At 29.6% G+C, this 17,547-nt stretch carries 18 protein-coding genes; 11 read left to right on the forward strand and 7 right to left on the reverse strand.

The genetic code is table 11. The features are described 5' to 3' along the window. Positions 1-24 precede the first annotated feature (24 nt). From argH to DIS07_RS10080, 6 genes are all read left to right on the forward strand, one after another. Complete coding sequence (argH, locus tag DIS07_RS10055) at positions 25-1,299, forward strand: argininosuccinate lyase (RefSeq protein ID WP_109405124.1); 1,275 nt, start codon at positions 25-27, stop codon at positions 1,297-1,299. Positions 1,300-1,325: 26 nt separating this feature from the next. Then, positions 1,326-2,426 (forward strand): NAD(P) transhydrogenase subunit alpha, encoded by a 1,101-nt coding sequence (locus tag DIS07_RS10060; protein WP_109405125.1) that lies wholly within the window; start codon positions 1,326-1,328, stop codon positions 2,424-2,426. A 7-nt stretch (positions 2,427-2,433) separates the two neighbouring features. Next, positions 2,434-2,742 carry an NAD(P) transhydrogenase subunit alpha gene (locus DIS07_RS10065; RefSeq protein WP_109405126.1) on the forward strand — a complete coding sequence of 103 codons (309 nt, stop codon included), beginning with the start codon at positions 2,434-2,436 and terminating at the stop codon, positions 2,740-2,742. Further along, positions 2,742-4,130 carry an NAD(P)(+) transhydrogenase (Re/Si-specific) subunit beta gene (locus DIS07_RS10070; RefSeq protein ID WP_109405127.1) on the forward strand — a complete coding sequence of 463 codons (1,389 nt, stop codon included), beginning with the start codon at positions 2,742-2,744 and terminating at the stop codon, positions 4,128-4,130. Before DIS07_RS10065 ends, DIS07_RS10070 begins: the two co-directional genes overlap by 1 nt. A gap of 116 nt (positions 4,131-4,246) precedes the next feature. Next, entirely contained in the window at positions 4,247-4,864 is a 618-nt protein-coding gene (locus DIS07_RS10075) for a GDSL-type esterase/lipase family protein (RefSeq protein ID WP_109405128.1), read from the forward strand. A gap of 34 nt (positions 4,865-4,898) precedes the next feature. Beyond that, positions 4,899-5,627: an esterase family protein gene (locus DIS07_RS10080; RefSeq protein WP_109405129.1), complete on the forward strand. Its 729-nt coding sequence runs from the start codon at positions 4,899-4,901 to the stop codon at positions 5,625-5,627. Between the two features lie 4 nt (positions 5,628-5,631). Here DIS07_RS10080 and DIS07_RS10085 read toward each other — a convergent pair whose 3' ends face one another. The 5 genes from DIS07_RS10085 to DIS07_RS10105 all read right to left on the reverse strand — a co-directional run bounded on the left by DIS07_RS10085 (position 5,632) and on the right by DIS07_RS10105 (position 10,544). Beyond that, positions 5,632-6,771 (reverse strand): lycopene cyclase family protein, encoded by a 1,140-nt coding sequence (locus DIS07_RS10085; protein WP_109405340.1) that lies wholly within the window; start codon positions 6,769-6,771, stop codon positions 5,632-5,634. A 55-nt stretch (positions 6,772-6,826) separates the two neighbouring features. After that, complete coding sequence (locus tag DIS07_RS10090) at positions 6,827-7,273, reverse strand: sterol desaturase family protein (RefSeq protein ID WP_109405130.1); 447 nt, start codon at positions 7,271-7,273, stop codon at positions 6,827-6,829. A 1-nt stretch (position 7,274) separates the two neighbouring features. Next, a complete protein-coding gene (locus DIS07_RS10095; RefSeq protein WP_109405131.1) occupies positions 7,275-8,117 on the reverse strand; it encodes a phytoene/squalene synthase family protein in 843 nt (280 codons plus the stop codon). Between the two features lie 5 nt (positions 8,118-8,122). Then, positions 8,123-9,589 carry a phytoene desaturase family protein gene (locus tag DIS07_RS10100; RefSeq protein WP_109405132.1) on the reverse strand — a complete coding sequence of 489 codons (1,467 nt, stop codon included), beginning with the start codon at positions 9,587-9,589 and terminating at the stop codon, positions 8,123-8,125. A gap of 61 nt (positions 9,590-9,650) precedes the next feature. Next, positions 9,651-10,544: a MerR family transcriptional regulator gene (locus DIS07_RS10105; RefSeq protein WP_109405133.1), complete on the reverse strand. Its 894-nt coding sequence runs from the start codon at positions 10,542-10,544 to the stop codon at positions 9,651-9,653. 117 nt (positions 10,545-10,661) lie between these two features. Here DIS07_RS10105 and DIS07_RS10110 point away from each other — a divergent pair, with 117 nt between their 5' ends. From DIS07_RS10110 to DIS07_RS10120, 3 genes are read left to right on the forward strand one after another with little or no spacing between them, the layout of a single operon-like run. Further along, the gene (locus DIS07_RS10110; protein WP_109405134.1) at positions 10,662-11,156 is read left to right on the forward strand and encodes an RNA polymerase sigma factor; all 495 of its coding nucleotides are present in this window, start codon (positions 10,662-10,664) and stop codon (positions 11,154-11,156) included. Between the two features lie 3 nt (positions 11,157-11,159). Continuing rightward, entirely contained in the window at positions 11,160-11,774 is a 615-nt protein-coding gene (locus DIS07_RS10115; RefSeq protein WP_109405135.1) for a hypothetical protein, read from the forward strand. Between the two features lie 12 nt (positions 11,775-11,786). Beyond that, positions 11,787-12,272 carry a hypothetical protein gene (locus DIS07_RS10120; protein ID WP_109405136.1) on the forward strand — a complete coding sequence of 162 codons (486 nt, stop codon included), beginning with the start codon at positions 11,787-11,789 and terminating at the stop codon, positions 12,270-12,272. Here DIS07_RS10120 and DIS07_RS10125 read toward each other — a convergent pair. After that, positions 12,269-13,288, reverse strand: a complete 1,020-nt coding sequence (locus tag DIS07_RS10125; RefSeq protein ID WP_109405137.1) for a threonine aldolase family protein — start codon at positions 13,286-13,288, stop codon at positions 12,269-12,271. The two genes, DIS07_RS10120 and DIS07_RS10125, sit on opposite strands and share 4 nt — an antisense overlap. Before the next feature lie 199 nt (positions 13,289-13,487). Continuing rightward, positions 13,488-15,890 (reverse strand): zinc-dependent metalloprotease, encoded by a 2,403-nt coding sequence (locus tag DIS07_RS10135; RefSeq protein ID WP_109405139.1) that lies wholly within the window; start codon positions 15,888-15,890, stop codon positions 13,488-13,490. An 87-nt stretch (positions 15,891-15,977) separates the two neighbouring features. Between DIS07_RS10135 and prfB the strand changes: the two genes are divergently transcribed. Together prfB and arsC are read left to right on the forward strand one after the other, a co-directional pair. Continuing rightward, positions 15,978-17,075, forward strand: coding sequence for a peptide chain release factor 2 (gene prfB / locus DIS07_RS10140; protein ID WP_109405140.1), 1,098 nt, complete (start codon positions 15,978-15,980; stop codon positions 17,073-17,075). Positions 17,076-17,183: 108 nt separating this feature from the next. Then, entirely contained in the window at positions 17,184-17,525 is a 342-nt protein-coding gene (gene arsC, locus DIS07_RS10145) for an arsenate reductase (glutaredoxin) (RefSeq protein ID WP_109405141.1), read from the forward strand. Positions 17,526-17,547 lie beyond the last annotated feature (22 nt).

Here is a 17,547-nt window from a genome sequence, read left to right on the forward strand (position 1 = left end):
CCAAAAACCAAAAACTAACAAAATATGAAACTTTGGGATAAAGGATTTTCAATAGACAAACAAATAGAAAATTTTACAGTGGGTAATGACAGAGAAATTGACATACACATTGCAAAATATGATGTGCAAGCTTCTTTAGCACACGCCATAATGTTGGAATCTATTGGAATTATCACTGCTAATGAATTAGCGGATTTGAAAAAAGGATTGCAAGAATTAGCTACAGATATCGAAAATGGAGACTTTGTAATTGAACCTTCTTTTGAAGATGTTCATTCTAAAATTGAATGGGAATTGACCAACAAATTAGGTGAAGTTGGTAAAAAAATTCACACAGCACGTTCTAGAAACGATCAAGTTTTAGTAGCATTACAGTTGTATTACAAAGAGAATTTAGCCATTGTAAATGATAAAGTAAAAATATTGTTTGACACTTTATTAAATTTGGCTGAAACACATAAAGATAGCCTTTTACCTGGTTATACACACTTACAAGTAGCAATGCCATCATCATTTGGATTGTGGTTTTCTGCCTATGCAGAATTGCTAATTGATGATGTATATGTATTGAATGCAGTTTCTAAAGTAGTAGATCAAAATCCTTTAGGTTCTGCTGCTGGTTATGGTAGCTCCTTCCCTATTGATAGAGAATTAACCACCAAAGAATTAGATTTTACAACCTTAAAATACAATGTTGTTGCTGCACAATTAAGTCGTGGAAAAAGCGAACGTTCTATAGCTGCTGCTTTAGGTGGTTTGTGTAATACCATGGCTCGTTTTGCAATGGACGTTTGTTTGTATATGAGCCAGAATTTTGGATTTATTTCTTTTCCTGATGAATTAACCACAGGAAGTAGCATTATGCCACATAAAAAGAATCCTGATGTGTTTGAATTGATTCGTGGAAAATGTAATAAGATTCAAGCATTACACTCTGAAATGTTGCTGATTACTAATAATTTACCAACGGGTTACCACAGAGATTTTCAGTTATTAAAAGAAAATATTATTGCTGCTTTTGAAGATGTAAAAGATATTTTAGACATCTTTAATTATTCCATTCAGCAAGTAATCGTAAAAGATATTGATTTGAATGATGAGAAATATCAATATTTATTTACAGTAGATTCTATTAATAATTTAGTAGTTGAGGGAATGTCTTTTAGAGAAGCCTATCAACAAATTGGTGAACAAGTTCAAGCAGGAACTTACAAACCAGATTTAGGTAAGCAACATTCTCATTTAGGTAGTATTCACAATTTAGGATTGGATAAAATTGCAGAGAAATACCCTAAATAATTATTAATTAAACCAAACTTTATAAAATGAAAATAGGAATATTAAAAGAATTACAAAAGGGAGAAAACCGAGTATCTCTTTCCCCTTTCATTACAAAAAAATTGATTGAAAAAGGTTTTGAGATTTTTGTTGAAAAAAATGCGGGTAAAAACTCTTTATACAAAGATGAAGATTTTATAGAAGCTGGTGCTAAAATTACTTCTAGAGAAAAAGTATTTGAAACTGCTCAAGTGCTTATTAAAATAAATCCTTTTAATGAGGAAGATTTAAAATTGGTTCATAAAAGGCATATTTTAATGAGTCAATTATTTCATAAGTCTAGTCCAAAATTAATCAAGGCAATTTCAGAAAAAGGAGCAACTGCTTTTTCTATGGATGCAATGCCTAGAATTTCTAGAGCCCAAGATATGGACGTTTTAAGCTCACAAAATAATTTAGCTGGCTACAAAGCTGTTATTTTAGGAGCCTATAAAATGACCAAAATTTTTCCACTAATGATGACTGCTGCAGGTACGATTACACCTTCAAAGGTGTTAATTTATGGAGTTGGTGTTGCTGGTTTACAAGCCATTGCAACTGCAAAAAGATTAGGTGCTGTTGTTGAGGCTACTGATATTAGAACAGAAACAAAAGAACAAACAGAATCTTTAGGAGCTAAATTTATTTCTGTAGAAAACAATAATGAAGAATCTGAAGGTGGCTATGCTAAAGAAGCATCAGAAGATTATGTAAAAAGACAAAAAGAAGCTGTAAATAAATCTTTATTTGAAGCAGATTTAGTGATAACTACTGCTAATATCCCTGGTAAAAAAGCACCAACATTAATTACAAAAGAGCAAGTTGATCAAATGAAAAACGGTGCTGTAATTATTGACATTGCTGCAGATCAAGGTGGTAATTGTGAGCTTAGTGTATTAAATGATACAATCATTCATAATGGTGTAAAAGTAGTAGGTACTTCTATTTCTCTATTAAGTGTCTCTACAAATGCTAGCGAATTATACGCAAAAAATATTTACAATTTTATCATTCATCTTACCGAAGATTTAAATTTTAAATGGGATTTAGAAGAAGAAATAACTAACGAAACACTTATCGTTCAAGACGGAGTTCAACGTAAAAAATAATAGTATCATGAAAGAATTATTAGAATTTATTCAAAACAATTTGCAAATATTTTACATCATAATTTTGGCAACTTTTGTTGGCATCGAAGTTATAAAAAGTATTCCTGCTGTTTTACATACACCTTTAATGTCTGGTGCAAATGCACTGAGTGGTGTAGTAATCGTTGGTGCAATTTTAGTAATGCTGCATTCTGACCCAACAGATTATGTAGCCTTAACACTTGGCTTTATTGCAGTGGTTTTAGGAGTATTAAATGTTGTAGGCGGTTTTGCTGTTACCAACAGAATGTTAGAAATGTTTAAAAAGAAGAAATAATGAATGTTATATTAAGTATTATATATCTAATTTCAGCAGTAACATTTATTGTTGGATTGAAAAAATTAGGACATCCAGATACTGCAAAATCAGGAAATTTAATTGCAGCTACCGGTATGGGATTAGCCATTATTGGTACCATTTTTATACACGATTTACAGGTACCAACCATTATTTATGTATTAATTGGTATTGCTATCTTATTAGGAACCATTATTGGTTGGTTAATTGCCATCAAAGTGGAAATGACTAAAATGCCAGAATTGGTCTCGTTATTTAATGGTTTTGGTGGAGCAAGTGCTGCTTTAATTGGTTTGGTTGAATTTGGTAATTCTAATATTAACACAACCAATAATTCCATTTTAATTACCATTTTATCAGCAATTGTAATTGGCGCCATCACTTTTTCTGGTAGTTTAATTGCTTGGGGTAAGTTAAATGGCACAGTAAAAAGTGTCATTAAGATTCCACAATATAATATTGTGAATAATTTATTTATTATTGGAATTATTGCTTTGGGAGCTTATTTAGTAATTGGAAATATAGAAAGTCCTATTTTACTTTATGGTATATTAATAGCAGGATTAATCTATGGTATTTTATTTGTGCTACCAATTGGTGGAGCAGATATGCCTGTTGTAATTTCATTATTGAATTCATTAACAGGTATTGCAGCAGCCATAACAGGTGTTTTATACGATAATAAAGTGATGCTTGTTGGTGGTATTTTAGTAGGTTCTGCAGGAATCATACTAACGATTGCGATGTGTAAGGCTATGAATAGAACTTTGTTTTCTGTTATTTTTGGTTCCTTTACTGCCAATGCTGGTCCAGAAGGTACAAACAAAGCTTTAGGATCAATTAAAAGTACAACTGCCAGCGATTCTGCAATAATGATGAATTATGCCCAAAACGTAACCATAGTTCCTGGTTATGGATTAGCTGTAGCACAAGCACAGCATGTTATTCATGAATTAGAAGAACTATTAGTTGCCAAAGGTGTCAATGTAAAATATGCGATTCATCCTGTTGCAGGAAGAATGCCTGGGCATATGAATGTTTTGTTGGCAGAATCTAATGTTGATTACAGTATGTTAGTTGAAATGGAAGATATCAACCCTCAATTTAAAAATACAGATGTAGTTTTAGTGGTTGGTGCTAATGATGTAGTTAATCCTGCTGCACATAACGATCCTTCTAGCCCTATTTATGGAATGCCAATTTTAGACGTAGAAAATGCAAAACATATTATTGTAAATAAACGTAGTATGAAAGCTGGTTATGCCGGTATTGAAAATGAATTATTTTATAATGATAAAACTTCAATGTTATTTGGTGATGCTAAAAGTGTAATTACAGATTTAGTTGCAGAAATAAAAAACATGTAATTTATTTGCACAAAATTAGATAGAAATTTTTATTTAGAAATTAATTCCTATCTGATTTACTTTTATAATGCTTTTATTATTTTATATTTAACAATTAATTAAAAAAAAGTAATTTAATGTTCTGGTTTCACGATGATATAGAACGGCTTGAAAAACAAATTTTAGAATTAGACTATAACCCAGAATTGGTTTTTTATGGAAGTTCTACTATTACTTTATGGAGCAAACTAACAACTGTATATAAAAAATACAAACCTATAAACTTAGGTTTTGGAGGTTCTACTTTAGCAGCTTGTACTTGGTTTTTTGATCGTATTTTTAAGAATATAGAAAACATACAAGCTATTGTTATATATGCAGGTGACAATGATTTAGGTGATGGAAGACACCCTGAAGAAGTTTTATTGTTTTTAGAAAACTTATTGGCAAAAATAAGAGCAAAATACGGCAACATACCCTGTACCGTTATTTCTATAAAACCAAGCATTGCACGCAGACATTTGTTAGAAAGTATTAATTATACAAATAGTCAAATAAAGGCAATAACCAAAGAAGATGAAAATTTTTACTATGTAAATATTTACGATGCATTATTAAACCAAAATGGAAATCCGGATGATAGATATTTCGAAGAAGATGGTTTGCATTTTAATGCTATTGGTTATCAACTAATCTTAAATATTTTAAAGAAATATCCTAAAATATTTCCTCAAAAAATACTCGAAAGAATGTAGTAGCATAAGACAGCACTAACTAAAATACATTTAGATGAAAAGAGAATATCATAAATGGTATAGTCCTAATCTTGAAAGAGAAATGGAACTTCTAGTGTTTGGGTTTAGTGGTGCAAAAGTTTTGTTTTTCCCTCCCAGAATGGGACGTTTCTTTGACTATGAAAATTGGAAAGTAATTGCCGCTTTAGAGAAAAAAATTAATAGTGGTGATCTCCAAATTTTTTGTGTAGACAGTATTGATTTAGAATCATTTTACAATAGTTTTGTTCATCCGGGATATAGGATTTACAGACATATACAATATGAAAAATATGTTTTAGAAGAAGTTTTACCACTAGCAAATTTAATTAATAGCAATCCAAATGTTATTTCTGCTGGCTGTAGCTTAGGTGCATATCATGCTGTTAATGTTGCAATGAGACATCCAAATTTATTTTGTAAAGTAGTAGGATTAAGTGGAAGGTATGATTTAACAGAATCAAAAGGATATTTTAAAGATTTATTAAGCGGCTTTCATAACGATTTTGTTTATTTTAATATGCCTAATCAATATTTAAAGAATTTAGAAGACTCTATATTGATAGAACAAATTAGTAATATGGATATTATATTAGCTATTGGAAAAGAAGATCCTTTTTTAGAAAGCAATTACACCTTATCTGAAATTTTAAACGAAAAAGGAATCTCTCATCAACTATTTGAATGGGAAGAAAGAGCACATAAAGCTCGGTATTGGAGAAAAATGGTAACCATTTATTTTTAGTTAATCAAAAAATCCTTTTAAATAAAGCGCGAACAAATTCATAAGGCGGCATTTTTAATTGAATTTGTAAGTCTTCTATAAAATTAGTTTCTTCATCTAAAAATTTAAATATTTTTTTAGGTTGATTATTTTTAAACATATGTCCAAAAATTTTAGCCCCCAAATGATTTTTTTCGTGTAGTATATCTAATAACAATAAATCGTAAAACCAAAATTTATTTCTAATATAAAATTTATTAAAAGGCTTTTTAACTTTTAAATGATAAATTAATTCTCTTGATTTTTTTGTTATATTTTTAAAAGTGAACCCTGTACTCGCTTTAGACCAACCTCCTGCTGTACCAATATGAATTATATTCTTAGAATTCTTTTCCCAAAACTTATAAGCTGTCATTGGTATTGAACCTTTTTCTTTTTCTATAATTTCATATTCTTTAATTCCTTTTTCTAATAAATAGGACTCTATAGCAATTTTATATTCGTTGTAAGGCAACAGACTTTCAGAAAATAGAGTGTATTCGAAAAGTGCTTTGTTTTTACTATAAGGTAAAATATACATAAAACGTGTATTTCCTTTTTGCGGAATTGTAAAATCCATAAAAGTAGCAGCCGAATCATCAAAAAAATCTTCTTTAGTTTTAATAAAAAAACCTACAAAATGCTGCTGTAAAACTGGATATTTATTTTGCTTCTGATAAGCATTTGAAAACAAAATACTGTTGATTACATTTCTACTATAAAAAACATTTTTTGAAGTAATAACTCTCGCTTTTTTATGCTCCTGATGAACACTTTTAACACTTTCTTCTAAGAAAGTAATATTATTGTTTTTAGCAAGTTTATTCCAAATCTTTTGATAGAAACCTTTACTCCTAATCATTTTATATCTATATGGAGCAATATTGTTTTCTGCTGAATGTAAATGACTTTTAAAAATAATTCTACCCCATGAAGTTGAAAGAATATCATCCCATTCTCCATTTGATTCTTCCCAAAAACACCAAGTTCTATCGTTTTTAGATTTCTTTTCTTTATCAATTAAAAGTATAGTTTTATCATCAAAAAAAATATCTTGAGACATTCTGTAAGCTGTTATTAATCCTGATGCTCCTGCTCCAACTATTATGTAATCATAAGTGTTCAAAAAAATATTGTTTGTTAATTTTATGAGATTATTATAAATTAAAAAGAGCAAACTTTTACATTTGCTCTTTAAAATATTTTAGAGGTACAAATAACATCCCGAAGCATTGACTATCTTCTTTTCCCATATTTTTATGATGTACTTTATGTGCTTTTCTTAATCCTTTAAAATACCAGTTATTAGTTCTTTTAAACCACTTAAAACGTTGATGAATTAATACATCGTGAATTAAAAAATAAGCTAACCCATATAAAAGAATACCAAGACCAATAAAGAACATAAATGTGTATTCTGTATAGGTTCCGAATAAAAATAATAACATGCTGGGTATTGCAAAAACTATAAAGAAAGCATCATTTTTCTCGAAAACGTGTGGATAACCTGGTTCATGATGATCTTCATGTAGAAACCAACCAAAACCATGCATAACATATTTATGCGTACACCAAGTAACTCCTTCCATAGTAATGAAAACACCAAGTGTAATTAATGCATATATCATATTAAATTATATTTAATTTGTATTTTACGTAACTTCTTGCTAATAAGTTAATTTTCATAGGATCAGAAATACGAATTCTAGTATCCATAATTTTTTCTGAAGGTACAGCCTTTAGCTTTTTTAATAACCTCCTGTAATATCGGTATGCCATATAAACACCAAATTTAGCTTCAACGGGCAATTTAAGAATTCCGTTGTTATATGCATAATCAAAATCTGCTTCAATTTCATCAATTATAATTTGTTTTGAAGAAGCATCTAATTGCCCTAAATTTATATTTGGAAAATAAGAGCGATTTAAAACTTCGAAATCATCTTTTAAATCACGTAAAAAATTCACTTTTTGAAAAGCAGAACCTAAACGCATTGCCGCATCTTTTAACTCTTCGTATCTTTTATCATCACCTTCAACAAAAACCTTTAAACACATCAAACCAACTACATCTGCAGAACCATATATATATTGATCATATTCAGCTTTAGTTTGATATTGTGTTTTGTACAAGTCTGCTTTCATACTTTTTAAGAAAGCTTGTACCATTTCATCTGGTATATTATATCTATTAACGGTTTTTTGGAAAGAGTTTAAAATAGGATTTAAGCTAATTCCTTGTTCTATAGCTAAATAATAATCTCTCTCAAAATTTCCCATTAAAACTTCTTTATCATAATTATGAAAAGTATCTACAATTTCATCTGCAAAACGAACAAATCCATAAATATTATAAATATCTGTTCTAATTTTAGGAGACAACATATTGACTGCCAAAGAAAATGACGTACTGTATTTTTTTGTAACTAATTTGCTACATCCATAAGAAACTGAGTCAAATAATTCTTTCATAATGATTAATGTTGTTTTTTAATGATTAAATCGGATGCTATTTTACCAGATATTAAAGCAGGTGGAACTCCAGGCCCTGGAACTGTAAGTTGTCCAGTAAAGTATAAATTATTTACTTTACTACTTTTAATTTTTGGTCTTAAAAATGCTGTTTGAAAAAGCGTATTTGCTAATCCATAAGCATTTCCTTTGTAAGAATTGTATTCTTCAACAAAATCATTAACACAAAACGACTTTCTAAAAATAACACTTTTTTTTACATCTTGGTTAGTTAATCTTTCTAAACGAGTCATAATTTTGTTAAAATATAATTCTCTCAATTCTTCTGTATCTTCGAGCCCAGGTGCTAATGGAATTAAAAAAGTGGCTGCTTCTTTCCCATCAGGAGCAAAAGAAGCATCAGTTATACTTGGAAAGCTTGCATAAAACAGCGGTTCATCTGGCCAACGTGGATTGTCGTAAATATCTTTAGCATGGACATCAAAATCCGTGTCAAAAAATAAAGTATGATGTTCTACATTTTTTAATTTTTTATTAAAACCTACATAAAATAATAACGATGAAGGAGCAAATGTCTTTTTAGACCAATATTCTTCTGAATACTGACGGAGATTTTTATCCAATAGAGTTTCTGTATGATGATAATCTGCACCACTTAAAACCAACTCTGACTTTATCTCTTTTCCATTAACCATTAAAGCTGTTACAATTTTGTTCTTATCTGTTATAATTTTGTCAACTGCTGCATTTACCTCGAAATGAACACCTAAACTCTTCGCTAGTTCAACCATTCCTTCGACAACTTTGTGCATACCTCCTACTGGATGCCAAGTACCTAAACCAAAATCAGCGTAATTCATAAAGTTATAAAATGCTGGAGTGTTACTAGGTTTTGCGCCTAGAAAAAGAACAGGAAACTCTAGAATTTGAATTAACTTATGGCTTTTTATCTTTTTTCTTACTTGTTTTCTAATCGTTGAAAAAAACTGAGAAACTCTTGCTATTGTTTGCTTTGATACTAACTCTAAAGGCGAAATTCCAGGTTTATAAACCATATCTAAAACAGCAATTTCATAGTTTGCTTTAGCAGAATCTAAAAATGTTTTTAAGTGTTTTGAACTTCCTTTTTCTTCATCTTCAAAAATTTGAAAAATTTCTTCTAAAGTTCCGGGTATAGTTATGGATGAATTCTCTTCAAAATATACTTGATAACCTGGTTCTAATCTTTCTAAGTGGTAGTAATCTGAAGGTTTTTTTCCAAAATCTGCAAAAAAACGTTCAAAAACATCTGGCATCCAATACCAAGTAGGACCAATATCAAAAAGAAAGCCATCTTGTTTATACTGTCTTGCTCTACCTCCTAAAGTAGAATTTTTTTCAAAAACTGTTACATTATAGCCTTGTTTAGCTAGATAACAAGAAGCAGAAATGGCTGAAAATCCAGAACCAATAATATGTATATTTTTACTCATAAAATATTTTGTTAAACAAATATATCAAAATATTAAACAAATAAAACAGCATAAAAAAAAATTATAATACTTTTAACAAGTTAGAAACTGAACAATGTAGTTGAATATTTGAATTAAAAATAGTATCTGATAATAATTTAGTTTTTCTTCCAATTGCAATTAACTCATGATTGGTGTTCACTAAAATAGAATCAATTACTTTAAAATATTCTTTTATTTTATCATCGTATGGCATTACTGTCATAGAAGTTATAAAACAAATTTCTCTACCATTTTTAAAAAAATAATCTAGGTTATCTAAAGGCAAACTTTGGCCTAAATATATAGTATGGTTACCTCTTAAAACTAATTCGTAATTTAAGTACAATAAACCTAACTCATGAATTTCATTTTCGGGTAAAAACAAAACATAACTTTTGTTAGAATTGGTAACACTATATTGCAATTTTTCTGTATTAATTTGTATTTTTTGAGCAATTAAATTAGATATAAAATGTTCGTGTGCTGGCAATAGTGTGTCTGTTTGCCACATTAAACCAATATCTGCCAAAAAAGGTATAAAAACATCTTTAAATATTTCTCTAAAAGTTTTTTTATGCAATAACTTATTGTATGTATTGTTAAACAAAACCTTATCAAACTGAAACATTGATAATTTAAAAGAGTTAATAGCTTCATCATTAATACCAGAACTAAAAGCCAATTCTCTAGATTGTATTAACAATTCTTCATCAGACATTTTAGCTATCTTAGATATCTTGAAATTATTTTTATTTAATAATACAATATTTAAAAGCTTCTGAACACTATCATTAGAATAATACCTTATGTTAGTATTTGTTCTTTTTGGATGCAATAAATCGTATCTTTTTTCCCAAATGCGAATAGTATGTGCCTTTATACCTGAAATATTTTCAAGGTCTTTAATGGTAAAATCTTGTTTAATATTGTTCAATGTAATTAATTTTCAGTTCAACAAATTTAAAGTATTTTTATTAAACAAAATATTTTTTAGGAAAATTGTAACATTTTATACATTTACTCTACTTATAGATGAACTAACTACTTACAAGTGCAAAAAGATTTAGAAACTAAATTTTTATCGAACTTTGAACGAAACCAGAATATTGCCCATAAAATTTGTAGAATTTATACTACAAATCAAAGTGCACATAACGATTTGTTTCAAGAAATAACTATTCAACTTTGGAAAAACTATCCAAAGTTTAGGGGAGATTCTAAATTTAGCACTTGGATGTATAGAGTGGCTTTAAATACAGCTATTTCTCTGTATAGAAAGTCTACTCGAAGAGTTAAGACACAAGACATTAACGATGTTGCTTTTAAAATAAAATCTAATGATTATGATGACACAGAAGAACGTCAATTAGAAGCATTATACAAAGCTATTCATAAATTAAATGACATTGATAAGGCTTTAATTTTCTTGTATTTAGAAGATAAACCTTACAAAGAAATATCTGAAACATTAGGTATATCTTCTGTAAATGCAAGAGTAAAAATGAATAGAGCTAAAGAAAAATTAAAAAACATACTAAACCCATAATTTATGGATGTATTAGATAATTATAAAAAAGCATGGGGCAATCAAGCCTCAGAGAATAGTCAGTTTTCTACCTTAGAAATCTATAAAATGGCACATTCAAAATCATCATCTATTGTAAAATGGATATTCATTATTGGTATTTTAGAATTTGTTATTCTAAACTCATTATATTTTTTTATAGATACTGATAAAGCGATGCTAGAATATGAAAAATTAGGTTTAGAAAACTTTATATACTATTCACAAATAGCAGCTTACGTTATTCTTTTTTACTTTTTGTGGATGTTTTATCAGAACTATAAAAGAATTTCTACCATTGATTCTACTAAAATATTAATGAAAAAGATCATTAAAACACGTAAAACTGTTAGAAACTACGTTTTGTTTAATTTAGGGTATTTAGCTCTAATTATGATAGTAGTAACCGCAACTACCATTAATACAAATATTGATGAACTTAATAACAAACAAATATTTTTAGTAATTATAGCTACATTGATTGCTACACTTCTAATATTAGGAATCTTATGGTTATTCTATCAATTACTTTATGGAATTTTATTAAGAAAATTAAACCGGAATTATAAAGAATTAGCTAAATTAGACGATGCCAATTAAGCCAACCGCCTTATGAAATTTTTTTTTATTCTTGTAGCTTTTTCTTTATCTTTAACTACAGTATCTCAACAAAAATCTGATTTTTGGAAAAATGTTAGATATGGAGGTGGATTTACATTAGGATTTGGAACACAAACCACAATAGGGATTACACCAAGTGCGGTTTACGACTTTAATAATGGTTTTTCTTTAGGTACTGGTTTAACTTACATTTATAGTGAAATTGGTGATTTTACTACTAATGTTTACGGCGGAAGCATTATTTCCTTATATCAAATTCCTAATATTGGTATTCAGCTTTCTGGTGAATTTGAACAATCATTTGCAAAACAAACCAATACTACTCAAAGTTTTAATACAAGTTTCCCTGCCTTATATTTTGGAGCAGCATACAATAAAGGTCGTTTTGCTTTTGGAGTCCGATATGATGTTTTGTATGATGAAAATAAAAGCGTTTATGCTTCGCCATTTTCACCTATCGTCCGTTTTTATTTCTAAAAATTTTTCAATTCTTTTAAAAGGATTTCGTGCATTTCGTTTGTATAATCTAAATGCGTCACAATTCTAATTTTACCTTCACCCATAGGAGTTAAAAGAATATGTTTAGCAGCCATTTTATCTATAAAATTTGTGTCACCAATTTTCTCATCCACATAGAAAATAATAATATTTGTTTCTATAGGTTCTACCCTAGTAACGTAAGAAATTGACTCTAAAATATTACCAATTTCTTTTGCTTTTCGATGGTCTTCAACTAAACGCTCTATGTGGTTATCTAATGCGTAAAGTCCTGCTGCAGCTAAAAAACCTACTTGACGCATTGCTCCACCTAACAATTTCCTTATTCTTAAAGCTTTTTCAATATGGTCTTTAGATCCTAACAAAATAGAACCTATAGGAGCTCCTAATCCTTTAGATAAACAAATTGAAATTGTATCAAATAATGCTCCATATTGTTTTGGTGATTCGTTTTTAGCAACTAAAGCGTTAAACAAACGAGCACCATCTAAATGAAACGCTAAGCTATTTTCTTTACATATTTTGTTTAATTTTTCTAATTCAGAAAAATCCCAACAAGCTCCTCCTCCTTTATTTGTTGTATTTTCGATACAAAGCAATCTTGAATATGGAACGTGAATATCTGACCTACCAACGACAGCATCTTGTAATTGTTCTGCTGTAAACATTCCTCTATTGCCATCAATTAACTTGCAAGTAACTCCAGAATTAAATGCAGCTCCTCCCCCTTCATAATTATAAACGTGTGCATATTTATCGCAAAATAATTTATCCCCTGGTTGCGTATGCAACTTTATTGCTGTTTGATTTGCCATAGTGCCTGACGGAAAAAACAATGCGGCTTCCATACCAAACATTTTTGCAGCTTTTTCTTGCAAGGCATTTACTGTCGGATCCATTTTAAAAACATCATCACCCACTTTAGCAGACATCATGGAATCTAACATGCCTTGAGTTGGTTTTGTAACTGTATCAGAAATTAGGTCTATAGTCATTTATTTTTTATATTTAGTTATGGAAACAATTTTAGGTTTATTTATAATAACTTTCATAATCTTAATTTTTGTCAATGCATACAAAAACATTTTCAATCCTAAACATGATTATTCTGGAAATTTAGATAAACAAAAAGAAGATTACGAAAACACTTTTCTTTATTTAATAGACATTATTAAAAGTTTATTTAAGAAATAATTAATAATCATTTCCAATTGGTGATCCATCGGGAATCTTTGGTGCTGACACTTTTTTAAATGTAGTTGGTTTTTTTAAATATCCATCAATCATTTTAATCATCGCTGCATCATAAACTTTCTGAATTCCTTCTGATTTTTTATTTTGAATGATTTCCTTGATTTCATTCAATTTAAACATCACAATTGCATTTACTTGCTTGTATTGGTTTTTATAAGTTCCTACATAAAATAATTGTTCCAACACTTTGATATTAATCACATTCTGTAATTCTTGATGATACCTATCTTTATGACTTTTTTTGATAGTTTTTACAATCAATTCATCAATTAGTTCATCAAAACCTAGTTGCCTTTTATCTAAACTTTTATGAGCTATTAATCTAGACAATCTTTGAGGGTTCAATAATAAATTCAAGGTCATTTCTGAGACAGTTTCTACTGCAGAAAATGCATCAAAAGCAACACCTACTTTGCTATTAAAAGATTCGCGAGTTCTCCAATATCCAATGGCTCTTGGTGGGAATAATGCTAATTTTTCTTTTGGAATTGCAATTTCATCCACAGAAATCGTTTTTAAAACGGCTTGTAATGCTATTCGTTCTGTCGTTCCAGAAACTCTTTTTACCACAGTTTGATTTCCGCCTTTTACAGCATAACTATAATCTAAACCTCCAATTAATTTTGTAGTTGCTTCTGTTTGAAATCTATGAAAAAAATACAGAGGTACAAATACATCTTCCAAAACAGAATATGGTTGATTCGATTTTATATTATCTGTAGAAAAATTATCAATCGCTTGTTTTCTTATTTTTAAAATATTGTACAACTCATCGTGAATATTATCACCATTATCCCACAAATGTGCTGTAGCACTTGCACTTCCTTGAGGTCTAGCATCTGAATCAGATAAATATTTTAAACCATTTGCATAGGCATCAACCAAAATTTTATTTAAAGCTTTATCTTCATCTACATTTTTAGGAAAATCTTGATAAGAATAGGCAACTGTAACTTTATCCCAAGCTCCAATTTTGTTATCATAAGCATTAGAGAAATCTATTTTACCATTTTTTAAAGTAAATTTTGGATGAGGATAATCCATAACAGAAGTTCTTCCGTTTGTACTTGCTGCAAAATTGTGCGCAAATCCTAAAGTATGTCCAATTTCGTGAGCAGATAATTGCCTGATTCTTGCTATTGCCATTTGCATCGCAAAATCATCATCAACTGTATTATTTTTAAAAGGAGCTTGTAAAGCCTGTGCAATTAAGTAATCTTGACGAATTCTCAAACTTCCCAAACTTACGTGACCTTTGATAATTTCTCCTGTTCTTGGGTCAGAAATACTAGCTCCATAACTCCAACCTCTTGTAGATCTGTGTACCCATTGTACAACATTATAACGAACATCTAACATGTCAGCGCCTTCTGGCAACATTTTAAATTGGAATGCATTTTTATAACCAGCTGCTTCAAAAGCTTGATTCCACCATCTTCCACCATCTAACAAAGCGCTTCTTACAGGTTCTGGAGTTCCTCTATCTAAATAATAAATAATAGGTTCTTTTGCTTCAGAAACTTTTGCTTTTGGGTTTTTCTTTTCTAAACGATGTCTATAAATAAATCGTTTTGTTAAAGATTCGTTTACAGGAGTAGAATAATCTTGATAACTCATTTGCCAAGAACCAGAACGTGGGTCGTACTTTCTTGGTTTGTAATTATCATCTGGCAATTCTACAAAAGAATGATGCTGATTTACTGTAACCGCACTTGCATCTGGAGTAACACTTCTAATATTATATCCTTTTGGAGTTCCTTTAAAAGTAAGCATTACATCGAACTCAACGTTTTTTAGAAATGCTCTGGTTCGTTTTAAATTAAACGCACTTCTACTTTTATCTAAACTATAATTACCCTGTTTATTTCTTGCCAAAGTTCTAGAAACTCCGTGCGCATCTCTCATAAAAAAAGAAGTTGCATCCACTAAATAGGCTCCGTTTTTTTCTTTTTTGATGACAAAACCGTGTAAAATCGATTTTGCAAATGCTTCTTTTACTGAGTTTTTCTCTTCTTCATTATCAGTAATAGCTCTATAATCTTGATTGGGTTGAACCATCAAAATTTTATTACCAGCTTTTTTAAAATGAACCACTACTCCACCACCTAATTGCCCTCTATCTAAACCAATATCATTAGAACCTATTCCTTCTGACAGCGAACGTACATAAAGAAATTCACTATCTAATTTATCAATTTGTAAAAAGATTTTATCTGATGAACTATCATAATAAAAAGTAAAATATCCATTGTATTTAGTTACTTCTTTTTTTCCCTCAAAAAACTGTGATTGAACGCTTAATGAAATCAATAAAAAAAGAAAAAGTGTGGTTAGTTTTTTCATGGGTTGAATATTTTCTATAAATCTATAAAAATAAGGCTTAGTTTTAAAACAAGATATCTTAAAATTTCATTTATTTTTGTTCGACTTATGATTACACAAGACCAACTTAAAGATATTTCAACAAGAATAGAGAAACTAAAAGGTTATTTAGAAATTGATAAAAAATTGATTGAAATAGCGAATGAAGAAGAAAAAACAGCGAACCCTGATTTTTGGAACGACCCAAAAGCAGCAGAAACTGTAATGAAAGAACTGCGATTCAAAAAAAAGTGGGTAGAAGATTACAACAAAACTGTTACACTAAATGAGGATGTAAATGTCTTATATGAATTTTACAAAGAAGGTGAAGTTGAAGAAACGGAAATTATTGAACAATTCGAAAAATTAAGTACTTTTTTAGAAGATATTGAGTTTAAAAACATGCTTTCAGAAGAAGGTGATTCACTTTCTGCAACCATTCAAATAACTGCTGGGGCTGGAGGAACAGAAAGTTGTGATTGGGCAGAAATGCTCTTTAGAATGTATACAATGTGGTCTGAAAAACAAGGATTTAAACTAAAAACTCTCAATTACCAAGCTGGTGATTCAGCTGGAATAAAAACAGTAACATTTGAGGTTGATGGCGATTATGCTTTTGGTTGGTTAAAAGGTGAAAATGGCGTACATAGATTGGTTAGAATTTCTCCTTTTGATTCGAATGCAAAACGTCATACAAGTTTTGCTTCAGTATATGTATATCCGGTTGCAGATGAATCTATTGAAATTGATATTAATCCTGCAGATATAGAAATTACGACTGCTCGTTCAAGTGGTGCAGGTGGACAAAATGTAAATAAAGTAGAAACAAAAGTTCAATTAACCCACAAACCTACTGGAATCCAAATTCAGTGTTCTAATTCACGTTCTCAACACGATAATAGAGCAACTGCAATGCGAATGCTAAAATCGCAATTATATGAAATTGAGTTGCAAAAACAACAATCTGCAAGAGATGATATTGAAGCCAACAAAATGAAAAATGAATGGGGAAGTCAGATTAGAAACTATGTAATGCATCCTTATAAATTAGTAAAAGATGTTAGAACTGCTCACGAAACAGGGAACGTAGATGCTGTGATGGACGGTAATATTCAACCCTTTTTAAAAGCATATTTAATGTTAAATGGACAAAAAGAGAGTAGTTAGTAATTGGCAGTTAGCAGTTAGCAGTTAATAAAAATGAAAAATTCTAACGAATGCCATTTCGACTTTATGGAAAAATCTCAACTTTGAAACTTTGAAACTCAAACAAAAATGATAAAAATATACCACAATCCTCGTTGTTCTAAATCAAGACAAGGAGTTGCTATTTTAGAAAACTCAAAAAAAGAATTTGAAATTGTTAAGTATTTAGAGAATATACCATCAGAAAAAGAACTGACAGATATTATCAATTTGTTAGGCATCTCTCCTATTCAATTAGTTAGAAAAAATGAAAAAATTTGGAAAGAAAACTATAAAGGAAAAGAATTGTCAGATTCAGAAATTATATCAGCAATGATTGAAAATCCTAAGTTAATTGAGCGTCCCATTGTAATTAATGATAACAAAGCTGTTGTTGGTAGGCCTCCTGAATCTATTTTAGAAATTATCTAAATAAATACTACTTTATTTGTTT

Source organism: Polaribacter aquimarinus, assembly GCF_003129485.1.
Taxonomy (GTDB): domain Bacteria; phylum Bacteroidota; class Bacteroidia; order Flavobacteriales; family Flavobacteriaceae; genus Polaribacter; species Polaribacter aquimarinus.

Excerpts from the sequence above, each read along its gene's own strand:
- DIS07_RS10100 (WP_109405132.1), bottom strand. The coding sequence starts at position 9,589 with ATGAGTAAAAATATACATATTATTGGTTCTGGATTTTCAGCCATTTCT.
- DIS07_RS10075 (WP_109405128.1), top strand. The coding sequence starts at position 4,247 with ATGTTCTGGTTTCACGATGATATAGAACGGCTTGAAAAACAAATTTTA.
- DIS07_RS10065 (WP_109405126.1), top strand. The coding sequence starts at position 2,434 with ATGAAAGAATTATTAGAATTTATTCAAAACAATTTGCAAATATTTTAC.
- DIS07_RS10120 (WP_109405136.1), top strand. The coding sequence starts at position 11,787 with ATGAAATTTTTTTTTATTCTTGTAGCTTTTTCTTTATCTTTAACTACA.
- DIS07_RS10080 (WP_109405129.1), top strand. The coding sequence starts at position 4,899 with ATGAAAAGAGAATATCATAAATGGTATAGTCCTAATCTTGAAAGAGAA.
- argH (WP_109405124.1), top strand. The coding sequence starts at position 25 with ATGAAACTTTGGGATAAAGGATTTTCAATAGACAAACAAATAGAAAAT.
- prfB (WP_109405140.1), top strand. The coding sequence starts at position 15,978 with ATGATTACACAAGACCAACTTAAAGATATTTCAACAAGAATAGAGAAA.
- DIS07_RS10115 (WP_109405135.1), top strand. The coding sequence starts at position 11,160 with ATGGATGTATTAGATAATTATAAAAAAGCATGGGGCAATCAAGCCTCA.
- DIS07_RS10135 (WP_109405139.1), bottom strand. The coding sequence starts at position 15,890 with ATGAAAAAACTAACCACACTTTTTCTTTTTTTATTGATTTCATTAAGC.
- DIS07_RS10070 (WP_109405127.1), top strand. The coding sequence starts at position 2,742 with ATGAATGTTATATTAAGTATTATATATCTAATTTCAGCAGTAACATTT.
- DIS07_RS10090 (WP_109405130.1), bottom strand. The coding sequence starts at position 7,273 with ATGATATATGCATTAATTACACTTGGTGTTTTCATTACTATGGAAGGA.
- DIS07_RS10095 (WP_109405131.1), bottom strand. The coding sequence starts at position 8,117 with ATGAAAGAATTATTTGACTCAGTTTCTTATGGATGTAGCAAATTAGTT.
- arsC (WP_109405141.1), top strand. The coding sequence starts at position 17,184 with ATGATAAAAATATACCACAATCCTCGTTGTTCTAAATCAAGACAAGGA.
- DIS07_RS10060 (WP_109405125.1), top strand. The coding sequence starts at position 1,326 with ATGAAAATAGGAATATTAAAAGAATTACAAAAGGGAGAAAACCGAGTA.
- DIS07_RS10125 (WP_109405137.1), bottom strand. The coding sequence starts at position 13,288 with ATGACTATAGACCTAATTTCTGATACAGTTACAAAACCAACTCAAGGC.